Annotated in this window: 15 protein-coding genes and 1 riboswitch; of the genes, 5 read left to right on the top strand and 10 right to left on the bottom strand. The window is 69.9% G+C overall.

The genetic code is table 11. From position 1 onward, the window contains the following. Positions 1-201 precede the first annotated feature (201 nt). The gene (gene dbpA, locus HZ992_RS01935) at positions 202-1611 is read left to right on the top strand and encodes an ATP-dependent RNA helicase DbpA (protein ID WP_371816773.1); all 1410 of its coding nucleotides are present in this window, start codon (positions 202-204) and stop codon (positions 1609-1611) included. 15 nt (positions 1612-1626) lie between these two features. Here the strand turns inward: dbpA and HZ992_RS01930 are convergent, their stop codons facing one another. Genes HZ992_RS01930 through HZ992_RS01920 form a run of 3 tightly spaced genes read right to left on the bottom strand, consistent with a single transcriptional unit; the run spans position 1627 to position 4871 of the window. Then, on the bottom strand, positions 1627-2739 hold the full coding sequence (locus HZ992_RS01930) for an endonuclease/exonuclease/phosphatase family protein (RefSeq protein WP_209385002.1): 1113 nt from the start codon (positions 2737-2739) through the stop codon (positions 1627-1629). 30 nt (positions 2740-2769) lie between these two features. Further along, the gene (locus tag HZ992_RS01925) at positions 2770-3585 is read right to left on the bottom strand and encodes a Tle-like phospholipase domain-containing protein (protein ID WP_209385001.1); all 816 of its coding nucleotides are present in this window, start codon (positions 3583-3585) and stop codon (positions 2770-2772) included. Then, a complete protein-coding gene (locus HZ992_RS01920; RefSeq protein ID WP_209385000.1) occupies positions 3582-4871 on the bottom strand; it encodes an alpha/beta hydrolase family protein in 1290 nt (429 codons plus the stop codon). The genes HZ992_RS01925 and HZ992_RS01920 overlap by 4 nt, the downstream gene beginning before the upstream one ends. Before the next feature lie 106 nt (positions 4872-4977). On the opposite strand from HZ992_RS01920, the gene HZ992_RS01915 reads away from it, so the two are divergent. Together HZ992_RS01915 and HZ992_RS01910 are read left to right on the top strand one after the other, a co-directional pair. Beyond that, positions 4978-6102, top strand: coding sequence for a DUF1615 domain-containing protein (locus HZ992_RS01915; protein ID WP_209384999.1), 1125 nt, complete (start codon positions 4978-4980; stop codon positions 6100-6102). 74 nt (positions 6103-6176) lie between these two features. Beyond that, positions 6177-7694 carry a putative bifunctional diguanylate cyclase/phosphodiesterase gene (locus HZ992_RS01910; RefSeq protein WP_209384998.1) on the top strand — a complete coding sequence of 506 codons (1518 nt, stop codon included), beginning with the start codon at positions 6177-6179 and terminating at the stop codon, positions 7692-7694. A gap of 25 nt (positions 7695-7719) precedes the next feature. Here HZ992_RS01910 and HZ992_RS01905 read toward each other — a convergent pair whose 3' ends face one another. The 3 genes from HZ992_RS01905 to HZ992_RS01895 all read right to left on the bottom strand — a co-directional run bounded on the left by HZ992_RS01905 (position 7720) and on the right by HZ992_RS01895 (position 11427). Further along, entirely contained in the window at positions 7720-8976 is a 1257-nt protein-coding gene (locus tag HZ992_RS01905) for a D-amino acid dehydrogenase (RefSeq protein ID WP_209384997.1), read from the bottom strand. Between the two features lie 56 nt (positions 8977-9032). Then, positions 9033-9138: riboswitch (glycine riboswitch) on the bottom strand. Positions 9139-9230: 92 nt separating this feature from the next. Continuing rightward, positions 9231-10433 (bottom strand): M20 aminoacylase family protein, encoded by a 1203-nt coding sequence (locus HZ992_RS01900; RefSeq protein WP_209384996.1) that lies wholly within the window; start codon positions 10431-10433, stop codon positions 9231-9233. 7 nt (positions 10434-10440) lie between these two features. Beyond that, the gene (locus tag HZ992_RS01895; protein WP_209384995.1) at positions 10441-11427 is read right to left on the bottom strand and encodes a tripartite tricarboxylate transporter substrate binding protein; all 987 of its coding nucleotides are present in this window, start codon (positions 11425-11427) and stop codon (positions 10441-10443) included. A gap of 137 nt (positions 11428-11564) precedes the next feature. Between HZ992_RS01895 and HZ992_RS01890 the strand changes: the two genes are divergently transcribed. Next, on the top strand, positions 11565-12476 hold the full coding sequence (locus tag HZ992_RS01890; protein WP_209384994.1) for a LysR family transcriptional regulator: 912 nt from the start codon (positions 11565-11567) through the stop codon (positions 12474-12476). 10 nt (positions 12477-12486) lie between these two features. On the opposite strand, the gene HZ992_RS01885 is transcribed toward HZ992_RS01890, so the two are convergent. Genes HZ992_RS01885 through HZ992_RS01870 form a run of 4 tightly spaced genes read right to left on the bottom strand, consistent with a single transcriptional unit; the run spans position 12487 to position 15435 of the window. Continuing rightward, positions 12487-12921: a PACE efflux transporter gene (locus tag HZ992_RS01885; protein ID WP_209384993.1), complete on the bottom strand. Its 435-nt coding sequence runs from the start codon at positions 12919-12921 to the stop codon at positions 12487-12489. Next, on the bottom strand, positions 12918-13448 hold the full coding sequence (locus HZ992_RS01880) for a pyruvoyl-dependent arginine decarboxylase (protein WP_209384992.1): 531 nt from the start codon (positions 13446-13448) through the stop codon (positions 12918-12920). Before HZ992_RS01880 ends, HZ992_RS01885 begins: the two co-directional genes overlap by 4 nt. After that, positions 13436-14839, bottom strand: a complete 1404-nt coding sequence (locus tag HZ992_RS01875; protein ID WP_209384991.1) for an aminotransferase class V-fold PLP-dependent enzyme — start codon at positions 14837-14839, stop codon at positions 13436-13438. The genes HZ992_RS01880 and HZ992_RS01875 overlap by 13 nt, the downstream gene beginning before the upstream one ends. Before the next feature lie 29 nt (positions 14840-14868). Beyond that, on the bottom strand, positions 14869-15435 hold the full coding sequence (locus HZ992_RS01870; RefSeq protein ID WP_209384990.1) for a DUF4395 domain-containing protein: 567 nt from the start codon (positions 15433-15435) through the stop codon (positions 14869-14871). Between the two features lie 207 nt (positions 15436-15642). Here HZ992_RS01870 and HZ992_RS01865 point away from each other — a divergent pair, with 207 nt between their 5' ends. Then, a complete protein-coding gene (locus HZ992_RS01865; protein WP_209384989.1) occupies positions 15643-18210 on the top strand; it encodes an ATP-binding protein in 2568 nt (855 codons plus the stop codon). The last annotated feature ends 31 nt before the right edge of the window (positions 18211-18241 follow it).

Below are 18241 nucleotides of genomic sequence, written 5' to 3'. Positions count from 1 at the left end.
ACGACCCTGGTGCGAGCATCGCAGTGGAGTCGGCGCAACGCGCCGACCGCCACAGCATGAGCCCCCCGCGAGCAGCGCCTGCCGCGATGCGCGAACGAAGCACGAAGCGGACATCCCCGAACTTCCGCAAAGGGCGGCGGATACTTCACTCAAGTCGGGTCCCAGATCCTTGTCGGTATCGCCGGGCTCCGATAATCCGGCATGAGCACCTCCCCCATGCCGGCCGACGCCGGCCCCGCCTTCGCCACCCTGCCCCTGCCGCCCGCCACGCTGGAGAACCTGCAGCGCCTGGGCTACGAGGCCATGACGCCGATCCAGGCGGCCAGCCTGCCGCTGGCGCTGGCCGGGCACGACCTGATCGCGCAGGCCAAGACGGGCAGCGGCAAGACCGCGGCCTTTTCGCTCGCGCTGCTGGCCAACCTGAACCCGCGCCGCTTCGCCATCCAGGCGCTGGTGCTGTGCCCGACGCGCGAGCTGGCCGAGCAGGTGACGCAGGAAGTGCGCCGCCTGGCGCGCGCCGAAGACCACATCAAGGTGCTGACGCTGTGCGGCGGCAGCACCATGCGCCCGCAGTTGGCCAGCCTGGAACACGGCGCGCACATCGTGGTGGGCACGCCCGGCCGCCTGATGGACCACCTGGAGCGCGGCAGCCTCGACCTGGAAGCGCTGAACACCCTGGTGCTCGACGAGGCCGACCGCATGCTCGACATGGGCTTCTTCGACGACATCGCCACCGTCGTCAAGCAGTGCCCGAAGCAGCGCCAGACGCTGCTCTTCTCGGCCACCTACCCCGAGGGCATCGCCAAGCTCGCCGCCGCCTTCATGCGCGAGCCGAAGGAGGTGAAGCTGGTCGAGCGGCACGCCGCCACCAAAATCCGCCAGCTGTTCTTCGAGGTGCGCGAGGACGAGCGGCTGCACGCCGTCTCGCTGCTGCTCGACCACTACCGGCCGGTGAGCACGCTGGCCTTCTGCAACACCAAGCAGCAGTGCCGCGACCTGGTGCAGGTGCTGCGCGCGCAGGGCTATGCGGCGCTGGAGCTGCACGGCGACCTCGACCAGCGCGACCGCGACCAGGTGATGGTGCGCTTCGCCAACCGCAGCTGCAGCGTGCTGGTGGCCACCGACATCGCCGCGCGCGGACTCGACATCGCGCAGCTCGAGGCGGTGATCAACGTCGACGTCTCGCCCGAGATCGATACGCACACCCACCGCATCGGCCGCACCGGCCGCGTCGACGCCGAAGGCTGGGCCTTCACGCTGGCCAGCATGGACGAGATGGGCCGCGTGGGCATGATCGAGAAGGCCGGCGGCTTCGAGTCCGAATGGAAGAAGCTCGCCGAGCTGGCGAGCGCCGGCAAGGAACCGTTGCACCCGCCGATGCGCACGATCCAGATCGTCGGCGGCCGCAAGGAGAAGATCCGCCCCGGCGACGTGCTGGGCGCGCTGACCAAGGACATGGGCTTCGCCGGGACGCAGATCGGCAAGATCAACGTCAACGAGTTCTCCACCTACGTGGCGGTGGAGGCGGGCATCGCCGCCGAGGCGATGAAGCGCCTGTCCGCCGGCAAGGTGAAGGGGCGCAGCGTGAAGGTGCGGCTGCTCGACGACTGAGCCGGCGCCACGCGCCTACAGATCCAGGTCCACCCAGACCGCGGCGTGATCCGAGGCGACTTGCCGCGGCAGGGTCAGCTCCGGATAGACATCCCATTTCACGGGCCTGACACCGGGCCACATGCCCTTGCGCCAGACGCCGCCGCCCGTCACGCGCGCCCACGCCGCAGGCGACAGCAGGATGTAGTCGATCTTGTTCGATGCGGTGCACGACCCGAAGGTGCCCGGATGTCCGCCGTCGTCGAACGCGGCATGCGTGAAGACATCCCGGAGATCGGTGTCGTGGAGCAGGGGCCGAAGCGCGTCGCTTCCGGGTGTGTCGTTGAAGTCTCCCACGATGGCGACCAGATCCTCGCCTGCGGCCCGCTTGGCCTCGTAGAGGGACCGGATGCGCTGTGCCTGCAAGAGTCGGCGCGCGGTGGAGTCCTTCGTCGAACCGAAGCCTTTGCTCTTCAAGTGGTTGGGCAGCACCCACAGCACCCGTCCATCGTCCAGGCCGATCCCGTATTCCGGGCAGTCGCGGGAGAAGATCCGGCTGCCCTTCGCATCGCGATCGTCGACATGGCTTCGCATGGGGCCGATCTGATACGGCGGGCGCGTCAGCAGGCCGACGTCGATGCCACGCGGGTCGTTCCCGTCGATGAGCATCACGCCGGGGAACGACGAGCCGCCCAGGGCCCGGATGATCTCGTCATTGAAGGCGGCGAGTGCGGGCCGGCTCTCGGCCTCGACCACCGCCAGGACGTCGGCCTCGATGTCCATCATGACCCGTGCCGTGTTGCGCATGGCCTCGTCGTCGACCGGCTTCTCGATCAGTTCCAGCGAACCCGACCAGTCCGCGCGCCCGTTGGCGACGATCTCCACCGGGCCTGCCTTGGGTCGCTTGAGCAGGTCGCCCCTGTTCTGCCGAAGCCTCACGAACGGCCCCTCATCCGACTTGGCCAGGCCCAGGCTCGTGAGCAGTTCGACCATGCGCGACTTGCGGGCCGCGGTGTAGTTGATCTCGCCGAGAAGCGCGCTCAGCCGTGCGAACTTGTCGAGCACGGGCTTTCCTTCAGCCCAGCTGTCCAGGTTCATGGCCTTGGGGCGATCGAAGAGATTCTCGACGTTGAACGTGGCGAGTCGCATGTGTCCTCCTTGATTCGAAAGCGGCGCCCCCTATTCGAGGTAGCAGCTCACCGTCAGCTGCACGTCTGCAGCCAGTTCCCTGAGCCCCGGGTCCGTGCTGCATGCCAGCAGGCCCTCGGCCAGCAGATCGCTTCGGTGCGTGTTTCGCCTGGCGTAGTCGAAGCGCGTCTCGACGATCTGCCCGGGCTTGATCTTGGTGAGGAACTTCGGGTACCAGCGCCGGACCTTCTGCAGGATGTCGTTCTCCTGGAACACCGCCAGCCGCCGGGCCGCCTTGTTCTGGTTCCGGGCACCGTCGAAGACCCTGGGCGAGGTGTTGAAGGCGACTGCGTCCACGCCCTCCCAGAACGACACCGACAGCGCCAGACCGCCGCCGAGCGAGTGCCCCGTCACGGTCACCAGCCTGTCGGGGTGGGCCGCCATGTACTCACGAACGTGCTTCTTGGCACTCTTGTACGGGATGGAGATCCCGACCATCAGGTCGCCTGTCAGCCAGTCGACCTTCTCCTTCGTGCCCTTGAAGGCGAAGACAGTCCGCTTGGAGTTCGAGTCCTCCCAGATGTCGAACTGCAGGTTCGAGAACATGTCACCGACAACGGTCCTGGGCTGGTAGGAGTTGCTGGATTCGGGCACCGGCTGCCCCTGCAGATCCACCTTCTTCCATCCCAGGCGTTCGAGAGGGAATCGGGTCTTCTCGCGGTCGCCGGCATAGGCGTTCGAGGCCATCATCGAATACAGCGCGACCTCGTTGGCGATGTCCCGCGTCAGCGGCCGGGCCACATCGGCCTGCGCAGACGCGGCCAGCGCGGCCAGGGCGACGAAGCAGGCTTTCGAGATCTTCTTCATGGCGGCCCCGCGAAGGCGGATCCCTTCTTGTCCTTGAAGTAGCGCACCGACAACCTGCAGGCCATGATGTTCATGGCGTGCTGGCGCAGCGCACTGCCGTGGCTGAGATCGACACCCTGGCACAGGGCGACCGGCCCGCCCTCGGAGCCCCACTCGGGGCCGGAGAAGCACGGTGCGATCTCCGTCAGTGCATCGCCCTTCTCGTGCAGGAAGAACATGCTCGGCAACTCGCTCGGCAGGGGCGCACCGGGAGCGACACAGAACTTGCCCGGATCCTGGCGGCGCCCCTGCGAGAAGCGTTCGCGTGCGGCAATGGGAAAGAGCGTGTGGCCGCCGTCGACAGGGGAGGGGTTGAATCCGACCACCCGCGTCGCTTCGGGGACGCGCAGGTACGCATAACGTGCCAGTCCTGCTCCGAGAGAGTGGCCGACCAGGGTGATGAGCGGCAGTTCGATGGCGTCGCTGCGCGGTGGCGGGCCCACCCCTGCCTGCGCCTGGCCGAGCTGCCATTCGTAGCGAAGGAACTCGATCATGTAGATCTGCTCGACGATGCGCCGCGCGCTCGCCTCGGCCTGCCTGTAGTGATCCCAGAAGCCGGGAAGCAGCGCCGTGATGGGCCGCAGGTTCGAGAACCATCCGCCGTATCCGGCCGTACCGCGAAACACGATGGCATATTCCTGCTGGCCCACGGCGGCCGGGTCCTTGCGGATGCGGCGCCAGACCTCGATCGCGAAATCCGGCACGAAGATGCGCCACTCGCGAGTGAAGGCATATTTCTCGAGTTCCCGGGCCCGTTCCCAGCCGAACTCCCACGCCGCCTCCTTGATGGGCACCTTGGGCCTGGCGCTCGATCGGTCGTCGCACTGCGAATCCTGCTGGGGAATCGCATCCTCGAAACCTTCGTCGCCGGCGTTGAAGATTTCCTTGACCTTGTCCGGCTCGCGAATCTCGCCCAGGCAAGGCTGCGAAGCCTGGCATTGCTGAGCGCGTGCCCGGCTGTACAGGCTGCTCACTTCCTCGCGCGTGATGCCCTTCCCGTTCGTGATCCGCTGGATGAGATCGTCGTTGACGACCAACTGCAGCCGCTCGATCGCCGCGCCCCGGGTCCTGTAGACGTCGGCCGCCAAGGCGGCATACGGCAGGTAGAAATCGGCGATGCACTGGCCCTCGGGTTGCGGCGCAGCGGGCGCTTCCGGAGATTGACCGACGTGAAGCGTGCTGCATGCCGTCAGCAGCCCCACGATGAAAGCGGCGTTCACCGCGCGAACCGTTCGAGCCCGTTCCATCTCAGCCTCCCGAGGCTTCATACTGAGCCGGACGCCATGCGAGCGCATTGATCCGGTGCAACAAGCCTGCCTGCATCAGAATGCGAGCGCATCCCCAGACTGAACCATGTCAAGACCGATCTGCGCCGCGGCTGTCGCCGCGGCTCTCGCCGTGCTGCTCGCAGGCTGCGCCGTGCCGGGCCGCATGGCGGAGCCGGCCGGCATGGGCCCGACCGAAGCGCGCGAAACGATCGTTCGCCTGCTGCCGGCCGGCACGGAGGATCGCGCCGGCTGGGCCGCCGACATCCACGCCGCCCTGGCCACGCTGGAACTGCCATCGACGCCGGCGAACCTGTGCGCGGTGCTGGCGGTCACCGAGCAGGAGTCGGGCTTTCGTGCCGACCCGGCGGTGCCGGGCCTCGGCGCCATCGCGCGCAAGGAGATCGAGCGCCGCGCCGACGAGGCCGGTGTGCCCAAGCTCGCGCTGCGCGCCGCGCTTGCGCTGAGTTCGCCGGATGGCCGCAGTTACGCCGAGCGCATCGACGCGGTGAAGACCGAGCGCCAGCTCAGCGAGATCTTCGAAGACTTCATCGGCATGGTGCCGCTGGGCAAGACCTTCTTCGAGAGCCGCAACCCGGTGCGCACCGGCGGGCCGATGCAGGTGAGCATCGCCTTCGCCGAGGCGCAGGCCAAGGCGCGGCCCTACCCGTACCCGGTGCGCGAATCAATACGGCGCGAGGTGTTCACGCGCCGCGGCGGCCTGTACTTCGGCGCGGCGCACCTGCTCGCCTACGACGCACCCTATGACCAGCCGATCTACCGCTTCGCCGACTTCAATGCCGGCCGACTGGCCAGCCGCAACGCCGCGTTCCAGAACGCGCTGGCCGTGGCCTCGGGGCTGCCGGTGGCGCTCGACGGCGACCTGCTGCCGCGAGGCAGCGGCGGCCCGCGCGGCGAGACCGAGCGTGCCGCCGGGACGCTGGCCGGCCGGCTCGGCCTGAGCGAGCCGGCGATCCGGCGCGACCTCGAGAAGGGCGAAGACGCCACCTTCGAGAACACGGAGCTCTACGAACGCGTGTTCGCCTATGCCGAGCGGCTGGACAAGCGAACGCTGCCTCGCGCAGTGCTGCCGCGCATCGACCTGCACAGCCCGAAGTTCACGCGCAAGCTGACCACCGAGTGGTTCGCCCGCCGCGTCGACGAGCGCCACCGCCGCTGCCTGGATCGCATCGCGGCGCTGCGCGACGGCTGACTTCGCACACCCTGCGCCCTCAAGTCGCCGCCGCGCCGGCCGATCTTGAGGTGTAAACACGAGAGGTGATGCGAATGGGCGATGTATGGAGCCAGGCCACGACCGCCTGGATCGCGGCCGCCGTGCTGCTGGCCTTGGGGGGCCTCGCGCTTGCGTGGCGCCGCCGCTCCGCAACGCCGGCCGCTGCAGTGGCGCCGGCCCGAGCGGTAGACGTGCAGCGTGACCCGCTCACCGGCCTGATGACGCGCGCCGCCTTCGAGGTGGCGCTGCAGCACGGCCTGGCGACCGCCGAGAAGACCGGCAGCGACAGCTGCGTGCTCTACGTCGGCCTGGAAGGCTTCCGCATCGCGCACGACGGGGCGGGCGCCGGCGCCAGCGAGCACCTGCTGGCCGCTGCCGCACAGCGGCTGCAATCGGTGTGCGGCGCCTCGACACCGATCTGCCGCGTGGCGGGCGAGGAGTTCGCCGTCTGGCTGAATGCTCCGCGCGAGGCCGGCGAGAAGCTCGCCCGGCACCTGTGCGAAGCGTTCGTGCAGCCGCTCGACCTGGCCGGGCGCGACGTCTGGCTCGGCCCCTCCGTCGGCCTGGCCCTGGTGCCGGAGCACGGCAGCAACCTGCGCGTGGTCGGCAAGGCCGCGGCCGCGATGTACTCCGTGCAGCGCAGCGGCGGCGGCGGCCATGCCCTGTTCGACCCGCGCATCGAGGCCGAGCAGAGCGAGGAAGTCATGATCGCCCGCGAACTGCAGCAGGCCATCCTGCAGAAGCAGCTCGAGCTCTTCTACCAGCCCAAGATCGACGCGGCCACGCTGCAGGTCACCGCCGTCGAGGCGCTGCTACGCTGGCGGCACCCGGCGCTGGGCCTGGTCAGCCCGGCGCGCTTCATCCCGATCGCCGAGCGTCAGGGCCTGATCGAGCCGATCGGCGCCTGGGTGCTGGAGCATGCGATCAAGCAGGCCGCCACCTGGCGCGCCGCCGGGATGCGCCTGCGCGTGGCGGTCAACGTCTCGGGCTTCCAGTTCCGCCAGGACGACTTCGCCGCGAAGCTGGGGCGCGTGCTGAAGACCCACGGCCTGCCGCCCGACGCCCTGAGCTGCGAGATCACCGAGACGGTGGCGGCCGAGAACACTGAAGCCACGCGGCGCGCCTTCATGACGCTGGAGCAACTCGGCGTGCATGTGTCGATCGACGACTTCAGTGCCAGCCCGCCGGCGATGGCCGCGCTGCGTCAGCTTCACCTGCACGAGCTCAAGATCGAACGCGCGGCCCTGGCGGGTTGCGTGCGCGATGCGCAGGCGCGCAAGCTGCTGGAGAACGCCGTGAAGGCGGCGCATTCGCACAAGCTGCGCGTCGTCGCCGCCGGCGTGGAAACCGTCGCCCAGCGCGACCTGGCCGTGCACCTGGGCTGCGACGAACTGCAGGGCTACCTGTTCGCCAAGCCGATGAGCGCACGCGCCGTGATCATCTGGGCCGCCGACGCGCCGGCCGCGCTGGCGCAGACCTTCCGGCCGACGGCGTTCAAGGACACATTGCCGCTGGACGCGCTGCCCACGCAGGTCGCGTTCCAGCCGACGCGGATCTCGATGCAGCGCTAGCGATCGGTGGCGTCGCCAGGCGGCCTCAGGCCGCCGCGAACGCGAAGTCCACCTCCGGCTTCAGGCCGCTGACGATGCGCGCGATGCTCTTGCCCGAGCCGCAGGAGTGCGTCCAGCCCAGCGTGCCGTGCCCGGTGTTGAGGAACAGGTTGGCCAGCTTCGAGCGGCCGATGATCGGCACGTTGCTCGGCGTGGCGGGCCGCAGGCCGGTCCAGAACTGCGCCTGGCTCGCGTCGCCCGCGCCCGGGAAGAGCTGTTCGACGCGCTTGACGATGGCCTCGCAGCGCACGCGGTTCAGGTCGCGGTCGTAGCCGTTGAGCTCGGCGGTACCGGCGATGCGCAGGCGGTCGCCCAGCCTCGAGAACACCAGCTTGTACTCGTCGTCGGTGAGCGAGACCTGGTGCGCCATCGCGGCGTCCTTCACCGGCATCGTCACCGAGTAGCCCTTGGCCGGGTAGATCGGCAGCGAGATGCCCAGCGGCTGTGCGTACAGCGGGCTGAGGCTGCCCATCGCCAGCACGTAGGCGTCGGCGCGCAGGCGCTGGAAGCGGCCTTCGGCATCGGTGGCCTCGACATGGTCGATCTGCCCGCCGGCCTCGCGCAGCGCGGTCACGGTGTGGCTCATCAGGAACTGCACGCCGTCGGCCTCGCAGCGCTTCACCAGCTCGCGCGCGAACTGGTTGGCGTCGCCCGATTCGTCTTCGGCGGTGTAGGTGGCGCCGGCCAGCTGCGGCCGGATGTGGCGCAGCGCGGGCTCGAGTCGCACCGCCTCGTCGGCCGAGATCACGCGGCGGTCGCAGCCGAGCGCGCGCATCTGGGCGGCCGGGCCCTCGGCGCCGTCGAACTCCTTCTCGCTCGTGTAGAAGTGCAGGATGCCCTGCGTTCGTTCGTCGTAGGCGATGCCGATGTCGCGGCGCAGCTGCTGCAGCGTGTCGCGGCTGTAGGTGCCCAGGCGCACGATCTGCTCGATGTTGTGGCGCGTGCGTGCCGGCGTGCATTCGCGCAGGAACTGCAGGCCCCACAGCCACTGGCGCATGTCGGCGCGGATGCGGAACAGCAGCGGCGCGTCTTCCTGGCCCAGCCACTTCAGCACCTTCAGCGGCGCGCTCGGGTTGGCCCAGGGCTCGGCGTGGCTGACCGAGATCTGCCCGCCGTTGGCGAAGCTGGTTTCCGCGGCGGGCGAGGCCTGGCGGTCGACGACGGTCACGTCGTGGCCCTGCTGGCGCAGGAAGTAGGCCGAGGTGACGCCGAGCAGGCCGGCGCCGAGCACGATGACTTTCATGAGAGAGAGCTCCAGGGAAGGATGGCGCGCGCATCGACCGTGGTCGACGTTCGCGGGCCGCTCCCCCTGTCCTTGGTGCCTGAGAGATTCAGCCGGGCCTTGCGGGCCGGGCCTTGCTCCTTCGGCGCTTCACGGGCGTGAAGACTCTCCAGACGGCGATGGTGATGTGCAGTACGGTACCTGAGCGTTCATGGGAGTTTGCGCCTTCGGTGGCTCCGGCCGGGGCCGGAGCGCTCTCCTGCAGGGTCGGGATTCTAGGTGGCCGTGGCAAGCCCTTTCGCGGAAAGGAAACGCTCGGCCAGCAGCACCCAGTAGGCGCTGCCGATGCCGATGTTGGCGTCGTTGAAGTCGTAGCCCGGGTTGTGCACCATGCAGCCGCCCTCGCCGGCGCCTTCGCCCGTGCCGTTGCCGATCAGCAGGTAGCTGCCGGGCACGCGCTCGAGCATGAAAGCGAAGTCCTCGCTGCCGGTCAGCGGCGGGCCCTGCAGCGTGACGCGTTCGGCGCCGACCAGTTCGACGGCCACCTCGCGTGCGAAGGCGGTTTCGGCCGGCGTGTTGACGAGCACCGCATAACCCGGCTTCCAGTCGACTTGCGCCGTCACGCCGAAGCTCTCGGCCTGCGCCGCCACCAGCGCCTTGATCCGCCGCTCGATGGTCGAGCGCACCTCGCGGTCGAGCGCTCGCACGCTCAGCTCCAGCGTGGCCGAGGCCGGGATGACGTTGTTGGCCTTGCCGGCATGCAGCGCGCCGACGGTGACCACCGCCGCCTGCAGCGGATCGATGTTGCGCGAGACGATGGTCTGCAGCGCCATCACGATGCTGGCTGCGGCGACGATCGGGTCGGCCGCGCGGTGCGGCATCGCGCCGTGGCCGCCGAAGCCCGTCAGCGTGATGGTGGCGTAGTCCGACGAGGCCATCGCCGCGCCCTCGCGCAGCACGAAGCGGCCCTGCGCGATGCCCGGCATGTTGTGCATCGCAAACACGGCATCGCAGGGGAAGCGTTCGAACAGGCCATCGCCCATCATGCGCAGCGCGCCGCCGCCACCTTCTTCGGCGGGCTGGAAGATCAGCTGCAGCGTGCCGTCGAACGAACCCTGTTCGGCCAGGTGGCGCGCCGCGGCCAGCAGCATCGCCGTGTGGCCGTCGTGGCCGCAGGCGTGCATGACGCCGGCTCGGGCGCTGGCCCACGCGGCGCCGCTGGCCTCGTCGATCGGCAGCGCGTCCATGTCGGCGCGCAGGCCCAGGCGCCGCGGGCCTGACCCGCGCACCAACGTGCCGACCACGCCGGTGCCACCGATGCCGCGCTCGACGGCGTAGCCCCAGCCCTCGAGCTTGTCGGCCACCAGCGCGGCGGTGCGGTGCTCCTCGAAGGCCAGCTCCGGGTGTCGGTGGATGTCGCGGCGCAGGTGGATGAACTCGCCGGCGCGCGCCTGCAGGGCCTGCAGCAAGTAGGTCACGACCGGCTCACTGCGGCTGCAAGTTGATCTGCTTCGCGATGGCGCGGTAGCGCGCCGTCTCGGCGTCGAAGAACTTCGCCGACTCGGCCAGGGTCATCGGTGCCGATGCGACCTGCGTCTGCGCCGCGAGCTGCGCGCGCACCGACGGATCCTGCAGCGACTTCCCGATCGCGGCATGCAGGCGCACCACCACGTCCTCGGGCGTGCTCTTCGGCACCATGTAGCCGGTCCAGATCTTGTACGAGAAGTTCTTCAGCGATTGGCTCTCGCTGACCGTCGGCAGGTTCTTCAGCAGCTCCGAGCGCTGCGCGCCGAGCTGGCCAATCACCTTCAGCCGGCCCTGCTCGGCCAGCGCGCCCATCGCCGCGCTGTAGACGAGCACGGCGAAGTCGACCTGGCCGCCGCCGATGTCCTGCAGCAGCGGCGCGTTGCCCTTGTAGGGCACGTGCGCCAGCTTGACGCCGGTGGAGGCCTGCACGTTCTCCAGGATCAGGTGGTACAGCGAGCCGATCCCCACGCTGCCATAGCTCAGCGGCTTGTCAGACGACTTGCGTGCCAGCGCGATCAGTTCGTCGACGTTGTTGACCGGCAGGTCCTTGCGCGTGACGAACACCATCACCGCATCGGCCACCGGGTGCACGAGGCGGAAGTCCTCCGTCTTCAGCTTGACTGCGGCATTGGCCAGCGGCGACAGGATCACCTCGTTGGGCGAACCCTGGAACACGTAGTAGCCATCGGCGGGCGCTGCCAGCACCTTCTGCGCGGCCAGCGCTCCGCTGACACCGCCCAGGTTCTCGACCAGCACCTGCTGGCCGAGCTCCTTGCCGAGCGGGTTGAAGAAGATGCGCGCGATCGCATCCGACGGGCCGCCCGCCGGGTACGGGACCATCAGGTTGACCGGCTTGGCCGGGTAGGCCTGCGCGAGGGCCAGGCCGGCGCCGAGCGCGAAGCCGGCCGACAGGACCAGGGACCGGAGAAGCGTGAGCTTGGACATGGGGGACTCCTTGAAGGGCGCGCCAGGCGGCCAGGGCGGGTGGGCGAGGTCAATGTAGGAGCGGTCAGAAGCAAAGTCCAATGCATTGTTCTTTGGATTACCATGAGTTCGAAGCACACTTTCCCGGCCGCCTGCCCATGACCCTCGTCCAGCTTCGCCACCTGATCTCGCTGGCCCGGACGGGCTCTTTCAGCCAGTCGGCCACCGCGCTGTTCCTTACGCAGCCGGCGCTCAGCCGCAGCATCCGCGCGCTCGAGGACGAGCTCGGCCAGCCGCTGTTCGACCGCATCGGCCGCCGCAGCGAGCTCACGCCCTTCGGGCGCGATGCCGTCGAGCGGGCGCGCGAGCTCGTGCTGGCCGCCGACGACCTGCGCGACAGCGGCCGCCTCGCCGGCGACGCGCAGGAAGGCGTGCTGCGCATCGGCATGGGCTCGGGCCCCGGCGCGATGCTGATGACGCCGCTGCTCCTGAAGATGGCACAGGAGCGGCCGCGCCTGCGCGTCGAGATTGCACGTGCAGGCACCGAGCTGCTGGTGCAGGCCTTGCGCGAACGTGCGCTCGACGCGCTGGTCGTCGACGCGCGCTCGCTGCGCCCGGCCCCGGACCTGAACGCGCAGTTCCTGCACGACATGCGTGGCGCCTTCATGGTGCGCCGCGGGCACCCGCTGGCCAAACGGCGCGGCGTCCCGAGCTTCGACGACCTGCTGGGCTACCCGATCGCCTCGACGCCGCTGTCGGACGAAGTCGCCCGCATCCTGGTCGAGCGCTACGGGCCGCGCGCTCACCCGGGCGAGTGCGTGACGCTGCGCTGTGAAGAGATTCCCAGCCTGGTCGAGGTGGCCAGGCAAAGCGACACGGTGCTGCTGGCGATCCGCGCGGCCGCGCCCGACCTCGTCGAACTGAAGCTGCAGCCCGAGCTCGCCGCCACCGCGCGCTTCGGTCTCGTGACGCTGAGGCGGCGCACCCTGCCGCCAGGGCTGGAGGTCGTGCGAGAACTCATGGCGCAGTGCCTGCGGGACCCGCCGGCGCGGAGCGCCAAGCCTGCCTGATCATGAACCACTACACCGGCCGCAGCCGATCAAAACCGAGGTGGAACAGGTAGGCGTAGGCGGCATACACGAGCGAGAGCACCACGTCCGCGAAGAGGGCCTGCCACCAGCCCATGCCGGTCATCCAGACGATCACCGGCCAGCTGACGATGGTGGCGCCCAGTTCGTGCCCCAGGGCATGGACGAGGCGTGCGGCGGTCGGGCGCGCGCTGGCCACACGCTGCTTGCGGTGTGCCTCGACCCGGTCGAAGGCGGCGTTGAAAGCGGCACTCCAGGCCATCACCACGATCGACAGCGCAACGATGAGCTTGAACGAGTCCGAGCCGCTCGCGCCGCTCACGAACCCGTACAAGGGTGCGATGAGCAACACGCCCAGCACCTCGAAGGCGAGCGTCTGGATGATCCGCTCGCGCAGGTCGCGGACGCGAACCGGGGCCTCGCTCACCACGGTGCGCTGGCGTAGACCGCCACCACCAGGGCACACACCGGCTCGCCATGGCAGGTGGCACTGGCCACCTCGGTGTGCACTGGCCCGAGCCGCAAGCCCCGGTTCGTCTGCATCGTCTCCAGCGTCGCGGCCAGATCGTTCAGCAACTGATCACGATGGCCGTCGTGGAGTTCGACGAACAGGCCTCGGCCGCTCGCTTCGTCCTGCACCCAGCCGATGCCCGCGTGCGCCGTGTACCCAGGGCGCTCTTCGCGCATCTGCGACATCACCACATAGAGCCGCTGGCCGTACTCCTGCGGCGGCGTGACGAAGCGCCGCCGCTCGAGGCGGCTGCCCGGCGGGATGACCGACGACAGGCAGATCAGGTTGTAGTTGGCCACGCCCGCGTCCAGCAAGGCGGCATCGAAGGCCGCCAGCGCGGTCGGCCCCACGCCGAGGCCCGTCGACAGCACGATGGTTCCGAACGCCGCCGGCGTGGCCACGCCGCCGGAGCGCTCGCCGGTCGAGTCGCTCACAGCGTGCATGGCTGGCCATCCTGCTGCGATGCGGCAGCGGCCGGCGCATGCCCGCGAGGCGTGAAGCTGCCGCTGGAGGCTTCCACCTCGTAGCGCTGAAGATAGTCCGTGTGCGCGATGGTTTCCAGCGCATCGACCAGCATGTCGATCTCCTCGAAGCTGTTGTAGAGGCCGAAGCTCGCGCGGACCATGCCCGGCAGACAGCTTCGATCGCCACCTGCAATGTCCTTGCGGTAGCGTTGCGACGCGTCCCGCGACATGCCGAGCAGGTGGCTCACGTAGGGTTGGGCGCAGAAGCAGCCATTGCGCACGCCGATGCCGAACTCGGCGCCGAGCACGGCAGCCACCAGCGCATGCGGGTGCCGATCGAGGTTGAAGGCGACGACGCCGAGCCGGTCCGCGGCATGCCGGGGGTCGGCGTCGCCATAGAGCCGGAGGCCGTCCACGCGCGAGAGCCGCTCGAGCGCGTGGGCGCACAGCGCCGCCTCGTGCGCAGCGATCGCGTCGAAGCCGATCTCGTCCAGTTCCTGCATGGCACGCGCCAGCGCCAGCACGCCCAGCACGTTCGGCGTGCCCGCTTCGTCGCGCTCCGGTGCCGCCGCCCAGTCGACCGACTCGGTCGAGACGAAGTCGATGGTGCCGCCGCCGCGATGCTCGGGCTCGCCGAGCTCGAACACGTCGCGCCGCCCGATCAGGGCGCCGGTGCCGAAGGGGGCGTACATCTTGTGCGCGGACAGGGCCACGAAGTCCAGGTGCGCAGGGTCGTCCAGCGCGCCGATGTCGATGCGCCGGTGCGGCGCGAGCTGGGCGGCATCGACCAGGATCTGCGCACCGGCACCATGGGCCTTCACGGCCAGCCGGTGGACCGGCGGCATCACGCCGGTGACGTTCGAGCCGCCGCTCACGCACACCAGCTTGACGCGGCCGGCATGCTGGCGCAGCAGGTGCTCGTAGTGATCCTCGTCGAGGCGCCCCTGCGCATCGGCCCCGATGTGGGCGACCCGCGCCCGCGCGCGCCACGGCAGGTCGTTGCTGTGATGCTCGAGCAAGGAGACCAGCACCACGTCGTCGCCGGTCAGCGGCAGGCGGTGCGAAAGCTTGTTGATGGCCTCGGTGGCGTTCTTGCCGAAGATCACGGTGTGCTCACCCGGCCGGCCACCGACGAAGCGCGCCACGGCCTCGCGCGCCTGCTCGTAGGCCAGCGTGGTGCGTTGGCTCTTGAAGCCGCTGCCGCGATGCACCGACGCGTACCAGCCCAGGCACTGGTTCACGTGGTCCAGCACGTCCCGGAGCACCGGGGCCGTGGCCGCGTTGTCGAGGTTGACGTAGGGCCGCATCGAGCCGCCGAGCAGCGGTGCCAGCTGGTCGATGCCCACGATGCGCGACCGATGCGCGGCCATCGTGGGCCCGAGGGGCAAAGCGCCGGCGCTCATGAACGCCGATCCGCGCGGCCGTCGCCGGCGCAGGCCCCGTTGGAACAGACCTCGATGGCCGGGTCCCGGCCGATCCAGCCGCGCCGGCGCAGCGCGGCGTAGATCTCGCAGCCCAGGCACAGGCCGAGCACCGCCTCCAGCCACATCAAGACGAGGCAGACCAGGCAGATGCCCAGAGGCAGACTGCCGCGGATGCCCGCATTGGTGATCAGCATCATGGCGAACGACATCACGAGGCCCATGCTCCAGGCGAAGCGCTTGGGCTTGGCCGACACCCACTCGGGCAGCTGCCCGCGCGTCAACAGGCGCGACAGCACGCCGAACGGGCTGTACTGCAGGCCCGCCGCCACCCTGATCGCGAACTCGACGAAGAACAGCGAGGTGACGACCTGGATGGGCAGGTAGACACGGGCCAGCGCGGCGTAGGCGAAAGCCACGGCGCCTGCCGCCAGCGTCAGGCCGGCGGCGACGCGCACCTGGCGTTCGTCGAACACGCCGGCCGCGAACGCGGTGCCGCTGGCCGGCAGGGCCGGCACGATGTGGCCGTAGGGTTTCGGATTCATGTGGCGTGACTCCTGGCGAGTGGTCCTGAATGTCGCGCCAAGCCCGGGCGCGGTGCATCCCCAGGTCCGCCCCCCTAGGTCCACGGGCGCGATGCCGATGGCCATGGAGGCGGATGAGAATGTGCAGCGTAGAGACCAGGGCAACGCGTGTCCTGAACCTTCGCCGAAAGAAGACCGAAAGCACGCATCCAGCGAGGCGCACGCAGCATGGAGCGCTCACCACCACCGCCCGCCCCGGATCGGGCCTGTCTGCGGATTCGCGGCTTCGAGCTCGACCTCGAACGCCGTGAGCTGCGCTCGCCATCCGGCGAACAGGCCCTGCTGCGCCGCAAGGCCCTCGAAGTCCTGCTCGTGCTGGCGCAACAGGCCGGCCATGTCGTCAGCAAGGACGAACTGATGACACGGGTGTGGTCGCCGGCCGTGGTCACCGACGATTCGCTGACGCAGGTCGTCAACGAGATCCGGCGCCTGCTCGGCGACACCGATCGAAGCGTCATCCGGACCCTGGCCCGCCGGGGCTATGTGCTGGTGCCGGGCGCGCAGGCGCAGGCGTCCGAACTTCCGCGCCGCGCCGCGGCCGCGGCGCATCGTGTCTCCAACCTTCCGGCGACGGACCCCACCCTGTTCGGGCGCGACGATGACGTCGCGGCGGTCGCCTCCTCGCTGCGAGAGCAGCGCCTCTTGACCATCGTGGGGGCCGGTGGCATCGGCAAGACGAGCCTGGCGCACGCGGTCGGGCGCCGGGCCGTCGGGCTTTTCGAACACGGTGTCTGGTGGATCGACCTGGCAACCCTGTCGGAAGCCTCGCAGGTGACGCCGGCCATCGCGGTGGCGGCCGGCATCGAGCTGGTGCCGGGCGATCCGCTGCAGCGGCTCGTCGGCGGACTGGGCGAGCGCGAGCTCCTGCTCGTGCTCGACAACTGCGAGCACCTGGTCGCCGCGGTCGCCGCGGTCATCGCCGCCGTTCTGGACGGCACGCGCCGGGTCCGCGTTCTCGCCACGTCGCAGGTGGCGCTCAAGCTGGACGGTGAGCATCTGCACCGCCTGGGCGTACTCGGTGTTCCGCCGCTGGATGCATCGCCGGCGGAAGCCGCCGCCTTTGGCGCATTCCAGCTGCTCGTTCGGCGCATCGCCGAGGCGCGGCAGGATTTCGAGCTGGCCCCGGCGGCCGTACCGCCGGCCATCGACATCTGCCGGCGGCTGGACGGCGTGCCACTGGCCATCGAGATGGCTGCCGCCCGCATCCCCACGCTGGGCGTGAACGGGGTGCACACCCTGCTCGGCGAACGCCTGCGCATGCTGCGCAACGTGCGGCGCATGGTCCCCTCGCGGCAGGAGACCTTGCGCGCCACGCTGGAATGGAGCTGCTCGCTGCTCAGCCCGGCGGAGCTGTCGGCGCTGCGGCGCCTGTCGGTCTTCGCCGGGCCGTTCGAGCTGGCCCACGCCAGACGCGTGATCACCGCACCGGATCTCGACGAGTGGGCCGCGCTCGATGCGCTGTGCGCGCTGGTGGACCGGTCACTGGTGCGGGCCGAGGGGGCCGAACCCGTTCGCTACCGCCTGCTCGAGACCACCCGCGTGCTGGCCCGCGAGATGCTGGTCGAGGCCGGCGAAGCCGATGCGGCCCTGCAGCGCCACAGCCGCGCGATGGCCAGCCTGTGGTGGCAGATCCGCAAGGCGTTCATGTCATGCAGCGACGATGAGTTGCTGGATCGTTTCGTCGGCAGTTATGCCGACATGGAGAAGGCCTACGAGTACGCCTGCGAACGTGCCGATGCCGACACGGCCGCGGCCGTGCTGATCGGGCTGCGATCGCTCGATCAGCTCAGTGGCGACACGCTGAACACGCCGGCGCGGCTGCCGGCGGCGCACGCGCTGCTGCCGCATGCCACCGGCGTCACGCGGGCGCGGCTGCTGACGACGATCGCCACCTGCGGCTGGGTCCGCGACGAACGCCTGCCGCCCAGGCTGGCCGCCGAGCTGGCCGTCGCCGAGTGGCTGCGACTGACGCCGCCCGAGCCGATGTCGCGGTCGCACACGCTGCTGCTGCTGGCAACCGAGCTCGCCAAGGACGGCGAAGCCGAACGGGCCCGCGAGGTGCTGGCACAGGCGCGGGCCGTGGCGCAGACGATGGCGCACCCCAAGGTCGACATGATCACGGCCATCCATGCCGGGCATGTCGCGATGTACTGCGGCGACGCGGTGGACTTTCTCTCGCACATGCGCGAGGCGCTCGACCTGGCCCGGAAGCACCAGGCGACGCGCGTGGCCTGCTACGTGCAGGCCTACCTGCCCCGTGCCGCCGTCATGGCCGGCGACTGGCCTGCGGCGGTGGCGCTCGGTGCGAGCGCGCTGGCCGAGCTTCGTGCGCTCGGCCAGCGCGCCTTCCTCGCGCAAGCGAGCGAGGCGCTCGTTCGCGCCCTGGTCGAGGCCGACGAGATCGAGCGGGCCCGCGCCGAAGCAGCGCAGGCGATTGCCCTGGCCTGGGAGTTCGGGCTCGACGCGGAGATGTCCGCCGACATGGCCCTGCTCGCACTGCGCCTCGGGCAGCATGGGCAGGCCGCCGCGCTGGTCGAGTACGCCCGTCCGCGTGGGACAGGCCCCCGCAACGCCTTGGACCGTCTGCGTCAGGCGCTGTGTGATCGCGTGTGGAGCGACCTCGAGGCCGGTGCGCCATCGATCGCGACGAGCGGCCGCGGTTCGCAGACTCGAATGCCGAGCAGTGCCGAGGCACGCCGGCTCGCCTTCGAGGCGGCCGGGTGCGTGAACGCTTGAGGCCCGGGCCCGGCCCTTGAAGCCGCCAATG

Source organism: Rhizobacter sp. AJA081-3 (assembly GCF_017795745.1).
Taxonomy (GTDB): domain Bacteria; phylum Pseudomonadota; class Gammaproteobacteria; order Burkholderiales; family Burkholderiaceae_C; genus Piscinibacter.
The sequence above is the reverse complement of the archived record's forward strand: the minus strand, read 5'-3'. Positions and strand labels throughout refer to the sequence as shown.